Here is a 16,790-nt window from a genome sequence, read left to right on the forward strand (position 1 = left end):
TTCTTCCCTAAGGGCCTACCTATTCCTGAGCCCAGCCCTCTACCGCCTCAGTACCGTACGTCTGCTGCCATTGTTTCAAAATTTTGTGGTTACCACCTTTTGTCTCAATCACTTCTCCCGACTCTGGGTTCTTGTAGCGTTTGAGAACTCTAGCCTTACGTTGCTTTTTCTCACTACCGCCATCTGCGGACGCACGAAGTGACACATTTGGATCAAGAATTACGATAACACTACGAAGATCTTGATTGTACTGCGACATCAATTTTTTCAGTTTGCTTTCAAACTCGATCGATTTCTGAAGGACTGGGTCGTTTTTGAGTATTTCCAGATCTTGAATCTGGCGTGCAAGCTGTTGCTCTAGAGCACGAAATTCTGCGAGACGGGACATGTTTATTTCCTAATTGTAGTTATTCACTATTAAATCAATATAAGGGAACGCCATTATAATTACTCGGACCGTTTTATCAAAACAATCTCATCAAGGTATTGATTCGTAATGCGTAGATACTGGCACCGCGAGGTGCTCTCATAAAGCGCCTCTCCCATTGCGGGATCACTCGGTACAAACCAGCTTTTCAGCTGGTGAGTGCGCAGTGTTGCATCCAGCAAATGAAGCTTGTCGACCGACGCCAACTTTGGAATATTAGAGTTAATACCTAGCGAAAGTAGTCTCCCTAGGCATTACCGCTTCAATGTTGGCAAGAAACCGTTCACAGAGGACTAACTTACACATAATCGAAATCGAAATCGAAAAAGCTCGTCGGACTCATGATAAATTCGGCTAGGTCATCACAATATATTTGAGTACATATGAGCACTTTTTCAAAGCCCCTGAGCAATCATTATATAATGAACCCGCTCATCAATCGTCTGAGATCATATTATCAAGCGTCAACCGACAGCTTTAAATGTATGCGGCACTTCGCTTAATTTCAGATACAAGCGCTGGGTTTTCCGTTCGAAAAATCAAAGCACAACCTAGCTGTAATTTACGAAAAGTCCTACAACTTAACGTGGGCCATGTTATATTTCCACCGGGCACCACTGAATATTATACACAACGACTACATATCTAGTACTCGAAGAAATTCTGAGTCCTATTCAGGACGGGTAAAATTAAAAAAATTAACCAGTCACACTGACTAGGAAGTGCCACATCAACAATGTGAGGCTGTCTCATCTACTATAAGAGCAGGTAATAAAACGACTGACAAGTCTATGATATGAAGAGCCCCACCGTCCCAATTTACTCCAAACGAAGCGGTCGTTCGCCTACCCCAATGATTCACCACAATCAAAACAAACGTCAGCACTAATAACGCAAACGCACGTAAAAAAAACTTCAACATTTGTGACATTGCATTCTCTAATCAAGCTTACTATGGAGTTATATATACAGCAGTTTAAAATCAACCATATTGCTTTTTTGAAGGAGCCACTCTTCAGGTTTACTATAGCGTTAATCTCATACTTTTCGGCCTCAGCCTAAAAACAAGCATGTCGTAGTACCGATACAGCGCTGCAAAGCCTATAGCGCCCCCCAACGACAAAAATACAGGCCAGACACTTATATATTCCCATGCCATGAGACACCAGACGAACACCATCAAAGAGAGCGTTGAAAGTACACTGCATAATAAGAGAGAAAACCCACGGGACGCACAAAGAATATGCGCAAGCGTTACTTTGAGGATTCGCACTTTAAGCTCCTTTAAAACGCCCAGCCTCACGACAGGTATGTCCCGTGGCTACTACGTAATTAGTAACTGAGCACTAACCTATCAATAGAGTCCGGCTCAGGTACGCCTGTCAGCTCCGCTGTTCGGAGGTGTTCTCAACGTCTACTCACAACTGTCAACGGTAGACAGACTCTTTGCTCACGCTGCAGAACGTTCATCAGCAACACCACTCGTTCGTCCCCATCCATTGCCAAAAAGATTGCCTCCAGCTCGGCAAAGGGCCCATCACTAATACGCACCGTCTCACCGTAGGTAAAATCCGCCTGCACTGTGGCTTCGCTGTCGCGCTCATGAAGCCGGGCAATCAGCGCATCACGAACCGCTAGCGGCTTGCCACCAAAGCTGACAATCCGTGATACGCCGCGAGTAGATCGTAGTGGCCCCCAGTTATCATAAGAGCCTAGTTGGATAAACATATAACTCGGAAAGAGAGACTCACGGACATCCTTTCGCAGCCCTCGCGTAACGCGTTCACGACTGTGCTTGGGACGAAAACAGATATACCCTTGGCGGGTCAGATTTATTTCAGCGCGCTCATCCTGGCTCGCCTTGCACTGGATCAAATACCACGCTCTGGAGGTAAGGCTCTCGTCGCCAATCATCTCAACAGCTGTTCCGTTATGTGCCAACATCCTCAGTCCCTTCTCCCGTCTATCTGCTCAAGCAGTTCGGTGGTTTTCTCCTGCATCAACGCGACATCGCCGCGACTTTCCACACACACACAAATTTCGGGTTCGATGGGCGAGAGACGCAGTTTAAAACGCCAATCAGTTAACAGCAGACTTAGCCCTTCCGCCCCATCCATTTCCAACTCCAACGCCAACGCAGCGTGAAGATCCTTGATACGTGCCAACACCACAGACGGATCGTCAACCTTACGGCGTATTTCCCCTGGTGACGGAAACGCCCAAATGCGTTCAACCAACAAAGACCACCGTGCGTGGAAGCAGCCCTGTAAATCATTACCCATGGTGTGGTTGAGTTCGTCTTCGTTTGAAACCGTTGTGCTCATAGCTGCTTCGCTCATACGAATACAAAACCTGATGCCAATTCAACAAACGGCACCTTAGAAAACTGTGCGCATCAGATGCCTTTCGGATATATATGCTCAAAGCAAAAGTGAGTCGCTTCAACAAAACCCTCAGCGCCGCCACAATCAAAGCGTTGACCTTTAAACTTATAAGCCAACACGCAACCATTTTTTGCCTGCTTCATAAGAGCATCAGTGATCTGAATCTCACCGCCCTTCCCTGGTTCTGTATACGCGATCAAATCAAAGATGTCAGGGGTCAAAATATAACGACCAATGATCGCTAGATTGGACGGAGCGTCTTCCGGCTTTGGCTTCTCGACCATGCTGTCAATACGATAAATTCCTTCGCGGATCTCTTCGCCGGCAATAACACCATATTTATGAGTCTGATCGTGCGGTACTTCCTGGATCGCCACGATCGAGCAACGGAAATGCTTGTACAGCTTGAGCATCTGGGCCAAGACACCATCGCCCCCCAAATTCAAACAAAGATCGTCAGCCAACACCACAGCAAAGGGCTCGTCGCCAATCAAAGGACGGCCGCAAAGAATTGCGTGGCCAAGCCCCTTCATCTCCACCTGGCGCGTGTATGAGAAAGTGCAAGTTTCGATCAACTCACGCGTACCAGCCAAGAATTTCTCCTTGTCAGTGCCTCGGATCTGATGCTCTAGGGAAGGTCTGAAATAAGGCCTCCTCTTTCCGGAAAATCGGGCGTCAGGCTCTCAAAAAGAGAGCACTTCGCTGATTTTTTTGAAATATCAATTTTTTTCGATCAATAAGCCTCTTTCAGGCACTTGTTAACCCTTAATTTCCATACTGCGGACGTACCTGTCCTACAGGCTCCATCAAATGTCGGCGCGCCATCCACAGATTCGACAGCGCAAACAGTGTCACCAACTGCGCGGTGTTTTTTACCAGTCCGCGAAACCGCACTTTGGTGTAACCAAACTGGCGTTTGATCACTCGAAACGGATGCTCAACCTTGGCTCGCGTCTGCGATTTTGCGTATTCAATCTTGCGCAGCGCGCGACCAATGACGCTTTGCTCCCCATGCTTGCGACGGCTGCTGGGCCGAGCAGAGATCGACCAGATCATTTCACGCCCTTCATGTTCAGGGCGCTTTTGCACCCCGGTGTAGCCCGCATCGCCACAGATATGGGTCTCTTCTCCATGCAGCAATTGATCGACTAGGGTCACGTCCGCGACATTGGCTGCCGTGCCCACCACGCTGTGCGTCAGGCCCGTATCAGCGTCGACTCCGATGTGCGCTTTCATCCCAAAAAAGTACTGATTGCCTTTTTTGGTCTGGTGCATTTCGGGGTCTCGTTTACCCTCTTTATTCTTGGTCGAGGTCGGTGCGTGAATGATCGTGGCGTCAACAATAGTGCCTTGACGAAGCATCAGCCCTCGGTCACCCAGATAGCCATTGATGACCTCAAGAATGCCCCCGGCGAGATGGTTTTTCTCCAGCAAGCGGCGGAAGTTGAGAGTCGTGGTTTCGTCGGGAATGCGTTCCAGGTTCAACCCCGCGAACTGGCGCAGAATCGTTGTTTCATACAGCGACTCTTCCATGGCCGGGTCGCTGTAACCGAACCAGTTCTGCATCAGATGTACCCGCAACATGGCCATCAACGGATACGCCGGCCGGCCCCCTTCGCCTTTTGGATAATGCGGCTCGATCAAGGCGATCAACCCCTTCCAGGGGACGACCTTGTCCATCTCGCTCAGGAAAATCTCACGGCGGGTTCGCTTACGTTTACCTGCGTACTCAGCATCGGCGAAAGAAATCTGCTTCATGGGGCTTAACCGTTCAGCTCATGTGATGGAGGACATTTCACCAGATTTGGAAACCTTTTTCAGAGTTTCCCTAGCTCGTAGCTGATATCAAAATGATCCTCAAGGGCCCGCTTGCCACGACCGGTCACAATCGCCATGTGCTGCAAACACGCATCACGAGCTTCCTCGACTGCGTACTGGATAAGCGGCTTGTTAACGATTGGCAACATCGCCTTAGTAGCAGGCAAAAAACGCGTGCCGTAACCGGCAGCAGGAAAAAGACATTTACGAATCATGGATCGTCCTTTTTAACGCCAAGAGCATTTGATAACAACATCAGGAAAATTTACTTGCCGCAATAAGCCTTCTACTTACTGGCCCACAGGTGCAGCTTTTCAAACATATTCTTATACACATAACGACATAGAAAGCATCTAAAATGTTATTTTTTGTCCAATTAAATAATAATGTTATCTATTGTCGCGTTCTGCGATTGGATAAAACCAACGAATTATGGCATTAAGTAGTGGCTGCCATTGTGCGGAAAAACTATTCAATTGCATGGTAGAACACGTAAAGGCTACCCTGCGAAATGAATGATGATGATGAAAATGTTACGCAAGGACTCCACTCTGGGTTCACGAGATATCAATAGGCTCCCTGCATCTAAAACAGTTTAAAATATTATCAAATATCGACTTTAGCCGAGTAATAATATGACCCACACAAGAAACGAGATGGGTAAAACCACATCAAATATCGCTGCAGATGAAGGTATCTTAGACCTGGGCCGGTCTCGTTCTGTATTTCTTTCGAAACATATAGCCACGCATTCCAATTGTATTTATTCTCAACCCCAAGACTCGCTCCTTAAACACTATGATCGACTCAACAACACTGCTCAAATTCTGAAAAGCAGAGCAAAACCGATGATAATAAAAGCGAGACTTCACCTTACCCATTACCAACCCAAGAAAAACGTATAATAGAATGACTATAAAACATGCCAAACCTCCACACACCATATCATGTGCAGTTTTTACAAACGGCATAACTACCAAGCCCTTTAATAGCGCTCAGTGTTTTCAGCAACTGACACTCTTGGAGTAATCACATGAAAACGGCATTGATCGTTGACGATTATCCCTTAATACGCATGGCGGTCAGCATTCTGTTGGAGCGTGAGGGCTTCCAGAACATCATTGAAGTTGACAATGGTGTGGATGCGATTCAGCAGGTCCGCGAACAGTTACCTGATCTTGTAATTCTCGACATTAGCATTCCAAAATTTGATGGTTTGGAAGTCATCATGAGGCTAAGCGCCTTGAGTCTTCGATTAAAGATAGTAGTACTCAGTTCCCAGCCAGCAAGCCTCTATTCTACACGCTGCATGCAGGCAGGCGCAGCAGGTTATGTATGCAAGACCGGTGATTTGGGCGAGTTAGTCAATGCAATAAGAGCAGTGATGTCAGGCTACCACTATTTCCCTAATCTGGCATTCAACTCTGTGAGACGCAGCGATGCTCAGGCAAGCGAGTTAGACTTACTGAACAGGCTGTCTGATCGAGAAATGTCGGTACTCAGGCAACTGGCCTTGGGCAAGTCTAATAAAGAGGTGGGTGTCGATATGGCGCTAAGCAACAAGACCATCAGCACCTACAAAATACGAGTAATGAACAAACTCAATATTGGCACCCTAGTGGAGTTAGCCGACATCGCCAAGCGCAACGCACTTGCCTGACGTTCTATACCCACCTCCCAATAGTGGGTACACACTGAGACATCGCCAGTGCAGGAGAGGCTACAAATGGCTTGACACCTTATCTGACGTGTACATCCAAGGGATTGAGCAACATGCCATTCGAGGAACGACGTAACTAATCCATCATCCGCACATTGAAAGTCGCGAGTTGATCCGCGATGCTGTGCTCCAGTACTTTTTTCAGAAGCCAGCTTCCCATGATAGGACCCGATGTGAAGGTACAAAAAATGTACCTCTACGCCAAACCGGTCGACTTCAGAAAATCCATCGATGGCTTGGCCGTCCTGGTCGAGATGGATATCACAGTAGCGGTATTGGACTCTGTGCTTTTCGTTTTTCTGAATCGTCACCGGAACCGAGTGAAAATCTTTTACTGGGAGTGCAACGGTTTTTGTCTTTGCCTCAAGCGCATGGAGTCTGAACGTTTCAAAACCGCGCCCGACTTCACCGACGAGCCCATCGCGCTGACTGTCCAGGAACTGAACTGGCTGTTGGGCAGTTTTAACCTGTGGCGCAACCACCCGCATAACGTTTTAATCCCTCAATGTGTCGCGTGATCGCGATATAATCCTGGCCTCAACTTAATGACAGGCGGCCACCCTGATAATTCTGTTTAACTTAAGTAAATGTTGCTTTAGATGTTAGGCCAACGCCCGTTCGGCAATGTAAAGGCATACGCCCATGAGCTGGCTAACAACACGGCTCAACTAACTATTCTGATCGCGCTGCCGAACCTATAGATAACACCCCCTGAATTCATAGAATAACTGCAACGCTTGAAACGAGAGGCAGAGAGCCAGCCACCGGTAGAATCCAGGCTCTCACACCAAAGGATTCAAGCGCAGATGACCACGCCTTACCGGCAGCTGACTCATGGCCAACGTTACCAGATTGAAGCGGGTCTGAGGGCTAAAGAGAGCCAAGCAAACATTGCTAAACAGGTGGGCGTGCACCCTTCGACGATTAGTCGTGAGGTTCGCCGCAACCGTTCTGAAAATGTTTACGAGGCGGTTTCGGCGACCCATGAAAGTGATGTCCGGCGCGCTGGGGCTCGGAAGTTTTGCAAACCGGTTACCTGGTTGAGTCATCACCTTGCGATATGGCTCAACCATGGAATGAGCCCAGAGCAGATTTGTCATCGGCTCAAGCAAGAGCGACCAGATCAGGCGGTCAGTCATGAGTGGATTTATCGGTTTATTGCCACCGACAAACAGGGCGGCGGCGAGCTTTATACGCATCTGCGGCACCGTCGAAAGCGTTACCGTAAACGCTATGGAAGCCACGACCGGCGGGGACAGTTGCGAAATCGGGTGTCGATCACTGAACGTCCTGCTGAGGTCGAAACTCGAGAACGGCTGGGCGACTGGGAAGGTGACACAGTGCATGGGGTGGGCGGTAATTTGGTCACTCTGGTTGAGCGTAAAAGCGGCTATCTGAGCGCTTACCCGGTCAAGCGCTCAGATAGCCGCCAAGTCACTCGGGCGATCAATTTACAGTTCAATGGGCATGTGGTGCATACGTTGACGCTGGACAACGGCAAGGAGTTTGCCGGCCATGAGCGCATCGCGAACAAGAGCCGTTGCCAGGTCTATTTTGCCGACCCGTATTCGTCGTGCCAGCGCGGCACGAATGAAAATACCAACGGTTTGCTCCGCCAGTATTTTCCCAAAGGCAGTGACTTCAGCAAGCTGACGGTTGCTGCTGTAAACCGTGTGGTCGCGCAGATAAATTTACGCCCTCGCAAACGCCTGGGCTGGAAGACACCGTATGAAGTCTATGCGGGGGTGAGCGTTGCACTTATGTGTTGAATTCAGGCACGAAAATGTTTAACGGGTATGGGCTAAGTGCGTCTGATAAATATGAAGCAAGGCTGAAAGCCTGCTCACTCGTCACTTGGCATAAAATATACGAAAGAGAACGCAATAGCCCGAGCTTTAAATGACTAATTCCATGGCAGGCCGAAGTTACTTGGAGTTTCCGTAGAGAGCAGATCCCACAAGCTCAGTAGTGTCCGCCGAATCCAGTTCTGAACGGCGCTTTTGTCTATTCGGTGATCCCAAGCTATCGAGGACACTGCGTGATCCTCCATTTCCTAAGCCGCACCATGCCGGCAAATCCCCAAGTACTACCCGTTTTACCCAACTCCCATCAACAAGTCACGCAAGCGGGGGTAGTGCTGGTCCTTGGCTGACAATTGCAGCTCGCCCACCGGCCATGGAATCTTCAGGTCGGGATCGCACCATAGAAGCCCACCCTCATCATCAGGAAAATACAGATCAGTGCATTTGTACTGAAAATCTGCCACCTCGCTGAGCACACAGAAGCCATGGGCATAGCCCGGGGGAATCCACATCTGCCTATGATTCTCATCATTCAATTCAACGCCAACAAACTGTCCGCAGGTTGGAGAACCCGGCTGGATGTCCACCACCACGTCATACACCGCGCCGCGGCTAACACCCACCAGCTTACCCTGAGGCCGCGAACGCTGGAAATGTAAACCACGCAAAACACCTCGCGGCGAGCGTGAGTAATTGTCCTGCACGAACGGCAACTCGATACCAATCTCGCGATATCGCTCAGTCTGAAAAGTCTCGATGAAAAAACCACGATGATCGCCAAATACTCTGGGCTCAATGATCAAAACACCCGGTAACACCGTTTCGATCACTTTCATTACACAACGTCCTCAATGAGCAAGCGTTGCAGATACTGTCCATAGCCTGTCTTGCTCAAGGCTTGAGCCTGGATAGCTAGTTGTTCTGCGCTGAGCCAGCCTTGGTTAAAAGCGATCTCCTCCAAACAGGCCACCTTCAACCCCTGACGGGCCTCGATGGTATGCACGAACTGACTGGCCTCCATAAGCGAATCATGGGTCCCTGTATCCAGCCAAGCAAAACCGCGTCCCAGCAGACTCACCTGCAATTGACCGCGCAGCAGATAGGCATTATTCAAATCGGTAATTTCCAGTTCTCCACGTGCAGATGGTTTCACTTGTCGGGCCAGCTCCACCACGGCATTATCGTAAAAATACAACCCTGTAACCGCGTAGCTTGACTTAGGCTGAAGTGGTTTTTCCTCAATGGAAAGCGCCTTACCCTCAGCATCAAACTCGACCACGCCAAAACGCTCTGGATCGCTGACATGATAGCCGAACACTGTCGCGCCGCATTGACTATTAGCAGCTTTTAGCAGCATGGCGCTGAACCCGTAACCATAGAATATGTTATCGCCTAGAATCAAACACACATCACTATTACCTATAAAAGCCTCACCGATGAGAAAGGCTTGGGCCAAGCCATCCGGCGAGGGCTGCTCGGCATAGCTAAGCTCAATACCAAATTCGGAGCCATCACCCAGTAACTTTCGAAAGTTGGGTAAATCTTCCGGCGTAGAAATAATCAGCACTTCGCGAATACCCGCCAACATCAGCACCGACAAGGGATAATAGATCATGGGTTTATCATATACAGGCAGTAGTTGCTTGGAGACACCGCGAGTAATTGGATGAAGTCGGCTGCCCGAACCGCCTGCGAGGATGATACCCTTGCGAGGCGTGACAACACTGGAAATAAGGCAGGTCATAGCATGCTCCAATAATTATAAAAAAACCGACGTCAGCAGGGTGAGAGGAATACGAACCAGGCCTCTACTACTATAGAACTTAATACTATATCTTAGTAGAAACTCAAAAGACGTCCGACACAGAAACAAACTTATAAATTAAACTACCGAACATGAAAACCATTTAGACATCGAACCACTTGATCCTCATAGCCTCATTAGGCCACTACAAATACTGATCACGTTTAAAAACAAGACATGCACGGTAGACAAATATGATTTATCTATAATCGCAAAGCGATAACGGCCCAAATCCTAGTCATCGCGAACCATAGACAGCGCACAGCACGGCAGCGAGATATCGACAACAGTATCGGTGAGTAGCAATCAGCCTCCCGCAGCCAAGGAAATAATTAAACTCTTTTCAAAGTTCCCATGACTGCATGCACATTAATCGCCAATTCGGCCCAACTGGTATTCACCGTTGAGTACGCGATGCCACCACTGAGGGTTTTCCAGATACCACCGCACTGTCTTCCGAATACCGCTCTCAAAAGTTTCCAGCGGCATCCAACCCAGTTCGTGCTGGATTTTCGACGCATCTATCGCATAGCGCCTATCATGGCCGGGCCTATCCTTGACGAAACTTATCAGCTCTTTATAAGTGCGTGACGTGCCGCCATCGGCACTCAGAGGCACAAACTCATCCAGTAACGCGCAGATTGTCTCTACCACCTGAAGATTGGGCTTCTCGTTATGTCCACCTATATTGTAGGTCTCACCTACTCCTCCCTTGCTCAACACCAAAGCTAATGCCCGGGCATGGTCATCCACATACAACCAGTCGCGAATCTGCGAGCCATCACCGTAAACCGGTAGTGGCTTGCCCGCCAAAGCGTTGAGAATAATGTGGGGGATTAGCTTCTCTGGGAAGTGGTAGGGCCCATAGTTATTCGAGCAATTACTGATTAATACTGGCAAGCCATAGGTTCGATACCAGGCACGCACCAAATGATCGGAGCTGGCCTTGGACGCAGAATAAGGTGAACTGGGCGCGTATGGTGTGCTTTCCGTAAACAGATCATCAGCCCCCTGTAGGTCACCGAAAACCTCATCTGTGGAAATATGCTGAAAGCGAAAGGTGGGCTGCTCAGCTAACGGCAATGCGTTCCAGTAACGTCTGGTCGCTTCCAAAAGGCTATAGGTACCTACAATATTAGTCTGGATAAACGCCGCAGGACCATCGATAGAACGGTCGACATGACTCTCGGCAGCCAAGTGCATAACCGCATCGGGTTTAAAACTGGAAAATATCCAGTCAAGTGCCGCCTCATTGCAAATATCAACCTGATAAAAGAGGTAACGCGGGGAACCGGTCACCGCAGCCAAAGACTCAAGGTTTCCTGCGTAGGTCAGATTGTCAATATTAACAACTTGCCAATCAGTGGTCTGCAGAATATGCCGTATTAGGGCCGAGCCAATAAAGCCTGCTCCGCCAGTAATTAGGATTTTTTTGCTCATTTATTATCTACCGGTTGACTAAACTTTAGTATCGCTACTGTTTAGTTTTTAATAAGAGACCTAAAAAACCTATTAGCAGGTTTTTCAAAAAAAACATGCACAGATACAGAAACCAGCACCAACACCACCAAATAACATAAAAAACTCAACGTATCATTACCTATAAAAGGCAGCACTGTTCTCTTTAAAACCCCATGCACTGGAACTTGAAACAGGTACAATGCATAGCTCGCCTCGCCCAACAAGATCATCTTCCTGTTTTTAAGAAAACCCAATTCATCATTGTTAATTGCGACCACCAGTATCAACAATAGAAAAACAGGTGAAAGCAAACCATTTGCTGTATTTACATATGCATTGATAACCTGACAGTATTCCAACACAACAGCACAAAAAAGCAAGCATGCGACTACAAATCCAAGCCCCCTAAACCGTTTCAAAAAGGCCGGCTGTTCTATAAATAACTTACCCCCTACGATACCTAGAATAAATCCTGGCAAATGCATCGGCGGAAAATAACTTAAGAAATTATCACCGCGCCAGTCCCCATCCAGAATGACTGCGCCGATCACTTGAGTAGCCAACCAAACAGCGAAACTTTGTAGACACAATACAGAGACGGACCGCCCATTACTATTCACAAAATGGAATATAAAATGAAACGAGACATAAAAAAACATTTCCACCGAAAGCGACCAGCCCGGTGAATTTAATACAAGAGCGTAACCGGGCACCCATGATTGCAGAAAAAAAATACTCAGCAAAAAATCAGAAGTATAAAGTTTACCCTGTATATAGCTCGAAAAAACAACTAAAGACAAAGCCATAAAATAAGCAGGGGCAATACGAGTAATGCGGCTGAACATAAACTCTGTAGACGAAAAAATCCGACCCTTATAAGCGATAGACAATACGAACCCTGAGAGCACAAAAAAGAAGGTTACCATCTCCGGACCACGAATAAGAAAACCCGGTAAATAGTTCAATTCTCTACCAAAGTGAAAAATGACGACTATAATCGCTGCTGTAAATCGAAAGTGAGTCAACGCTAATATTTTCATGAGAGCCTAATAATCTAACGGGGGCAAATACATTTGTCATTGAAACTCTATGACAACCGGATCTAAATACCGCTCTAATGGAGCGTCGTATTTTATTTCAGAATATTTGCATGCCGTTCAATTCCAACACCATTATCAGAAGAAAATACATACCTTACCCATCGAAAATTAACCTTTAAATATGAGTCTCATTTTACTTCGCAACCAATAAATGGCTTCCCCTCCTGGGAGGTATCTAATCCACTCTCGAGTACAAACATCCAACAGTTTTTTCCTAAAAAAGCTCGCCAACTCACTATTCCCAACGCGCTTATAGTATGACATTAAAGCCGCATAAGTAGAGATTGACATATCTACCCTTGCGCTCCGACTCGATTTAGAATGTAAACCCGCACTGTGTACTCTATATCGACTAGGCCGCTCAGTAGGCAAGTATTTACCCTTGCCGTGATGACCTAAAAGAGACCATATAAATAAATCTCCGTACTTAGCCATCGCGGCCTCTGGAGGCACAGTGATTATATTTCTAAAGCAACTTGTCAATGTATAAATAGACGGTGATTCTTTCATCTGATCAGCAGACAAGTCTCTACGGACGCCCCGATAATCAAACGCTACATCCCCAAACTCATCAAACGGCTGACAGTCTGAATAAACAACGGAGTACGTTAGGTTATTCTCTAAAAAATCGACTTGTTCCTGGAGTTTGGTGGAATCAACCCAATAGTCATCGCCCTCACAAAAAGCAATATACTTACCATCGCAAGACGTCATGCCATGTGAAAGAACATTGCCCGCGCACGAGTAAATGTTAACGTCCTGAAATACCAGCTTTATTATTCGTGGGTATTTTTTCTTGTAACCTAAAATCAATTCCTGCGTCTTATCAGTAGACGCATCGTCATGAAAAACTATTTGAAAAGGATATTTAGTTGATTGTTTTAAAAAACCGCAAATTGCGTCTTCAATAAAGGAAGCGTGATTATATGTAAGACAAAGAACACTGACCAATGGCTTATTATTATCCCACCCATCCATTATCTTGCTTTCAGATCGTAGCACCTTGTTTTTTCCAGAATTCATTGAAGCACCATGTATTTTTAGTGATTATTAAATGCAGAGAATTTCCCATTCTTAAAAGCAATAACTGCAATCGGTATGGCTATGGAAAACGAAATAAGACCCAAAACCGAAAAATTTATAAAGCTGCTCATACGATCATTGCTATATGGCAGTATATAAGAGCCCAACCATAGCCCTATAGAAACCGGAACCAAAATAATTAGCACATCAAACGTAAGCCAGTTTTTGTGCAAGCCCGGTGCAAGTCTATGATGTACGTAGGCAGTCCAGATAAACAGATAAGCACAATTGAAACCAATCCAGACCCAACCTGCACCTATGGCACCATAATGTGATGCCACATAAAAAATTACTGGCACCAGCAGCAAGGCCATTCCTGCATTGCCTATCAAATGCAACCGCAAATTACCAATCGCATATTGCAGATAATAAGGGAATGCACCCACTACTAACAACCCATAGCCCAGCGCGTATAGCTTTAAAATAGGCGCTGATTTATTGGCCGTGACTATATCGCCACTCCAGGCATATAGTAACGATTCTGCGCCAAATGTCAGAGTCAGCGATGTCACACCGGCGGTCAAACAAACCATTTTCGTCGCTGCACAATATAGCTCTAGTAACTCTTTTCTCCGATTCTGTGCATGTAATCTTGCCATGCGCGGCATTATGATATTGCTGATCGGGCCGCTTACAAGTAGTATCCCGCCAGCAACCACCACAGCAAGAGAAAAATAACCATACTCATTCAAAGGTAGCACGCCGGATAAAACCATTTTGTCTGCTTGAGTAACCAATAACCAGACGAACGAGGTAAATGCTACACTTAAAGAAAACTTTAGGACCGGCATGATTGGTTTGAATGACCAACCAATTGATTCCGTTTTTTTTATTTTAGGCAATAACGTATAACACTTCCAAGTCAGAACAGAAAACTCTAACAACACGGCAATAAGTTGATGTAAGAAAAATACAACAGGAGTAAACCCAAAAAAATACATACTTATAAAAACAGTTACTGATCTCAGGGTTGCAAAAAAAGCATAGCATCCCCCAAGCCATACAAGCTGCTCAGCACCTGTTATAGCACCTTTATATAAACCACCCGCCCAGCGTAACGCAACGCTGAAGATCATGACTTGAATGGCTAATATTACTTCACTGATTGGAATGTCAGTCACATGGAGCCAGCGTGTTGCCAACAATTCAGAAAAAAACCATAGGCACCCGCCTCCCAATACTGCCACGCTCAAAAAAACGCTGCTCAGTGCACGGAAGAGCTTACGATAACTAAGTGCCGTAATAGCGCCGCCATAATATCGCGCTGTTTCACGGCTGATCGTTGGAGTCAACCCTAAATCGAGCAAAATAAACCAGGTTTGCAACATGGTGAAAAATGCTACCAAACCATAAGCTTCCGCTCCCATATGCTTAATATATAAAGGAAGAACCAGAATACCTACTAGTGCAACATAGATCTGGCTAGTGTAATTCACCATAATATTCAATTTTAGTGACAATGTAATAGCCGCTCGCTTTAGACAAATACTATTACTGACTAAGCTTCTCATTCACGTTGAAGAGAAACTGTCGCTCTAACTCCAGTACATCTCTTTTTCGCTCCTTGATGCGTTTAGCCGGCACGCCTGAGTACACCCCAAAAGCTTTGCAGCTTTTAGATACTAAACTCAATGCCCCGACGGCCACGCCTTCATCAAGGACTACACCAGGGAGAAGGACACTACTCGCACCAATAATCACATGTCGGCCAACGACAACATCCGCATCATGAACATTAGTGAACTCATTAGGAATCATCGGATTCGTCATGCTTAAACCACTGTAGTCATCACAACTGCTATAAATTGAAACTCTCGATGAAAGACCGCTAAAGTCATGCAAGCTGATTTTCCCGGCACCGATTAAAAAACTATATACGGCAATATGAATATGGCTACCGATCACTATTCCACCAGCGCCCGCCGAAAGCACACAAAAGTCATCAATCCGTACATTGTCACCTATGATAATATTGGCGCAGTTGTAATAAGATGCTTTGTCGGAAAGCTGTGGACTCGCACCAACACTTGCAAATCCCATGCTCTCTATTTCCTGTCTATTCAAGAGTCCCATTATGTTCTCTCTATTACATTAATAATCCGTGCGAGATCATCGTTGGTCATGGCGGGATATATTGGCAAACATAAAACCTTTCCGGAAATCTCGTTAGCAACAGGCAGATTGTTACGCTTTGCAGATGGCATGCCACGATACATAGGAAACTCGCTAATTAGCGGAAAAAAATAGCGACGTGTGAATATGTTCTTAACCTTCATTAGCTCATACAATTCGTCACGACTGAGCGGGTAGTCTGGCTCGACTAGAATCGGGAAATAGGAGTAATTAGCAGTTTTTTGTCCAATCGTTTCTACAACCCTAATACCTTTGATATTTTTCAAATGCTCTCGGTAAATCTGGTCAATTTCATGGCGCCGAACCATAATTCGATCAATATGCTGCAATTGCAGGAGACCAAAAGCCGCATTTATTTCACTCATCTTTCCGTTGATGCCAGGCGCTACCACTGTGACTTCATCAACGATGCCAAAGTTTTTTAAATTATTGATTCTTTGCTTAGTTTTTGCATCCGGGCAAACTATTGCCCCCCCTTCAAATGTGTTGAACACTTTAGTGGCATGAAAACTCAACGTACAGAGATCGCCATGGCGCAGAATACTTCCACCCTGATCACGCACTCCAAAAGCGTGAGCACCATCATAGATAACCCGCAAATTGTAGTTGTCCGCGATTTTTTGGATAGCCTCTACAGAGCAGGAGTTACCGTAACAATGTACCGGCATAATGGCCGTAGTCTGCGGAGTAATAGCAGCCTCAATTTTTGCCGGATCAAGATTGAGGGTGAGCGGATCGATATCCACGAACACGGGCTTAATACCGTTCCACAATAGAGAGTGGGCAGTAGCCACAAAAGAATATGGAGTAGTAATAACTTCCCCTGTGATCCTCAAGGCCTGCAGCGCCGTAAGCAGCGCAATAGTGCCATTATTGAACAGAGCAATATGTTCAACACCAAGATAGTCACATAACGCTTCTTCGAGCTGCTGATGCATTGGTCCGCAATTTGTTAGAATTTTATTATCCCATATCTGTTCAAGATAAGGAATGAATTCGGCAATCGGCGGCATGTAGGGCTGGGTTACATAAACTGGAGTTTCACTCATGTATAAATA

General features: G+C 46.4%; 15 protein-coding genes and 2 pseudogenes. 3 read left to right on the forward strand and 14 right to left on the reverse strand.

Annotated features, from left to right (window positions below; all coding sequences use genetic code 11):
• Window positions 1-19: 19 nt before the first annotated feature.
• From ACVBEG_RS14170 to ACVBEG_RS14195, 6 genes and pseudogenes are all read right to left on the reverse strand, one after another.
• The gene (locus ACVBEG_RS14170; protein ID WP_322178778.1) at window positions 20-388 is read right to left on the reverse strand and encodes a histone-like nucleoid-structuring protein, MvaT/MvaU family; all 369 of its coding nucleotides are present in this window, start codon (window positions 386-388) and stop codon (window positions 20-22) included.
• Window positions 389-1,834: 1,446 nt separating this feature from the next.
• Window positions 1,835-2,371, reverse strand: coding sequence for a transcription/translation regulatory transformer protein RfaH (gene rfaH / locus ACVBEG_RS14175; protein WP_322178777.1), 537 nt, complete (start codon window positions 2,369-2,371; stop codon window positions 1,835-1,837).
• Window positions 2,372-2,373: 2 nt separating this feature from the next.
• Entirely contained in the window at window positions 2,374-2,766 is a 393-nt protein-coding gene (locus ACVBEG_RS14180) for a hypothetical protein (protein WP_322178776.1), read from the reverse strand.
• Between the two features lie 56 nt (window positions 2,767-2,822).
• Window positions 2,823-3,443 (reverse strand): annotated as a pseudogene (locus ACVBEG_RS14185) (sugar phosphate nucleotidyltransferase); the annotation flags it as partial.
• A 133-nt stretch (window positions 3,444-3,576) separates the two neighbouring features.
• Entirely contained in the window at window positions 3,577-4,569 is a 993-nt protein-coding gene (locus ACVBEG_RS14190; protein WP_322178775.1) for an IS5 family transposase, read from the reverse strand.
• A gap of 71 nt (window positions 4,570-4,640) precedes the next feature.
• A pseudogene (locus ACVBEG_RS14195) lies at window positions 4,641-4,844 on the reverse strand (NTP transferase domain-containing protein); the annotation flags it as partial.
• A gap of 818 nt (window positions 4,845-5,662) precedes the next feature.
• Here ACVBEG_RS14195 and ACVBEG_RS14200 point away from each other — a divergent pair.
• The 3 genes from ACVBEG_RS14200 to ACVBEG_RS14210 all read left to right on the forward strand — a co-directional run bounded on the left by ACVBEG_RS14200 (window position 5,663) and on the right by ACVBEG_RS14210 (window position 8,118).
• Window positions 5,663-6,289, forward strand: a complete 627-nt coding sequence (locus ACVBEG_RS14200) for a response regulator transcription factor (RefSeq protein WP_322178774.1) — start codon at window positions 5,663-5,665, stop codon at window positions 6,287-6,289.
• Window positions 6,290-6,522: 233 nt separating this feature from the next.
• Complete coding sequence (gene tnpB / locus ACVBEG_RS14205; RefSeq protein ID WP_322178773.1) at window positions 6,523-6,867, forward strand: IS66 family insertion sequence element accessory protein TnpB; 345 nt, start codon at window positions 6,523-6,525, stop codon at window positions 6,865-6,867.
• Window positions 6,868-7,155: 288 nt separating this feature from the next.
• The gene (locus ACVBEG_RS14210; RefSeq protein WP_322178783.1) at window positions 7,156-8,118 is read left to right on the forward strand and encodes an IS30 family transposase; all 963 of its coding nucleotides are present in this window, start codon (window positions 7,156-7,158) and stop codon (window positions 8,116-8,118) included.
• Between the two features lie 326 nt (window positions 8,119-8,444).
• Here ACVBEG_RS14210 and rfbC read toward each other — a convergent pair whose 3' ends face one another.
• From rfbC to ACVBEG_RS14250, 8 genes are all read right to left on the reverse strand, one after another.
• The gene (gene rfbC / locus ACVBEG_RS14215) at window positions 8,445-8,987 is read right to left on the reverse strand and encodes a dTDP-4-dehydrorhamnose 3,5-epimerase (RefSeq protein ID WP_322178771.1); all 543 of its coding nucleotides are present in this window, start codon (window positions 8,985-8,987) and stop codon (window positions 8,445-8,447) included.
• A complete protein-coding gene (rfbA, locus tag ACVBEG_RS14220; protein ID WP_323569434.1) occupies window positions 8,987-9,895 on the reverse strand; it encodes a glucose-1-phosphate thymidylyltransferase RfbA in 909 nt (302 codons plus the stop codon). The genes rfbC and rfbA overlap by 1 nt, the downstream gene beginning before the upstream one ends.
• 429 nt (window positions 9,896-10,324) lie before the next feature.
• On the reverse strand, window positions 10,325-11,395 hold the full coding sequence (rfbB, locus tag ACVBEG_RS14225) for a dTDP-glucose 4,6-dehydratase (protein ID WP_322178769.1): 1,071 nt from the start codon (window positions 11,393-11,395) through the stop codon (window positions 10,325-10,327).
• Window positions 11,396-11,436: 41 nt separating this feature from the next.
• The gene (locus tag ACVBEG_RS14230; protein WP_322178768.1) at window positions 11,437-12,456 is read right to left on the reverse strand and encodes an acyltransferase family protein; all 1,020 of its coding nucleotides are present in this window, start codon (window positions 12,454-12,456) and stop codon (window positions 11,437-11,439) included.
• A 168-nt stretch (window positions 12,457-12,624) separates the two neighbouring features.
• Entirely contained in the window at window positions 12,625-13,539 is a 915-nt protein-coding gene (locus ACVBEG_RS14235) for a glycosyltransferase (protein ID WP_323569433.1), read from the reverse strand.
• 17 nt (window positions 13,540-13,556) lie between these two features.
• Window positions 13,557-15,035, reverse strand: a complete 1,479-nt coding sequence (locus ACVBEG_RS14240; protein ID WP_322178766.1) for a lipopolysaccharide biosynthesis protein — start codon at window positions 15,033-15,035, stop codon at window positions 13,557-13,559.
• A gap of 55 nt (window positions 15,036-15,090) precedes the next feature.
• Window positions 15,091-15,639, reverse strand: coding sequence for an acyltransferase (locus tag ACVBEG_RS14245; protein ID WP_322178765.1), 549 nt, complete (start codon window positions 15,637-15,639; stop codon window positions 15,091-15,093).
• 32 nt (window positions 15,640-15,671) lie between these two features.
• The gene (locus tag ACVBEG_RS14250; RefSeq protein ID WP_322178764.1) at window positions 15,672-16,781 is read right to left on the reverse strand and encodes a DegT/DnrJ/EryC1/StrS family aminotransferase; all 1,110 of its coding nucleotides are present in this window, start codon (window positions 16,779-16,781) and stop codon (window positions 15,672-15,674) included.
• Between the last annotated feature and the right edge of the window lie 9 nt (window positions 16,782-16,790).

Source organism: Pseudomonas sp. GG8 (genome assembly GCF_052976945.1).

Coding starts and splice junctions, on each gene's coding strand:
- ACVBEG_RS14170 (WP_322178778.1), bottom strand. CDS start 388: ATGTCCCGTCTCGCAGAATTTCGTGCTCTAGAGCAACAGCTTGCACGC.
- ACVBEG_RS14230 (WP_322178768.1), bottom strand. CDS start 12,456: ATGAAAATATTAGCGTTGACTCACTTTCGATTTACAGCAGCGATTATA.
- ACVBEG_RS14250 (WP_322178764.1), bottom strand. CDS start 16,781: ATGAGTGAAACTCCAGTTTATGTAACCCAGCCCTACATGCCGCCGATT.
- ACVBEG_RS14235 (WP_323569433.1), bottom strand. CDS start 13,539: ATGAATTCTGGAAAAAACAAGGTGCTACGATCTGAAAGCAAGATAATG.
- ACVBEG_RS14180 (WP_322178776.1), bottom strand. CDS start 2,766: ATGAGCGAAGCAGCTATGAGCACAACGGTTTCAAACGAAGACGAACTC.
- rfaH (WP_322178777.1), bottom strand. CDS start 2,371: ATGTTGGCACATAACGGAACAGCTGTTGAGATGATTGGCGACGAGAGC.
- ACVBEG_RS14190 (WP_322178775.1), bottom strand. CDS start 4,569: ATGAAGCAGATTTCTTTCGCCGATGCTGAGTACGCAGGTAAACGTAAG.
- ACVBEG_RS14210 (WP_322178783.1), top strand. CDS start 7,156: ATGACCACGCCTTACCGGCAGCTGACTCATGGCCAACGTTACCAGATT.
- rfbC (WP_322178771.1), bottom strand. CDS start 8,987: ATGAAAGTGATCGAAACGGTGTTACCGGGTGTTTTGATCATTGAGCCC.
- rfbB (WP_322178769.1), bottom strand. CDS start 11,395: ATGAGCAAAAAAATCCTAATTACTGGCGGAGCAGGCTTTATTGGCTCG.
- ACVBEG_RS14245 (WP_322178765.1), bottom strand. CDS start 15,639: ATGGGATTTGCAAGTGTTGGTGCGAGTCCACAGCTTTCCGACAAAGCA.
- ACVBEG_RS14200 (WP_322178774.1), top strand. CDS start 5,663: ATGAAAACGGCATTGATCGTTGACGATTATCCCTTAATACGCATGGCG.
- rfbA (WP_323569434.1), bottom strand. CDS start 9,895: ATGACCTGCCTTATTTCCAGTGTTGTCACGCCTCGCAAGGGTATCATC.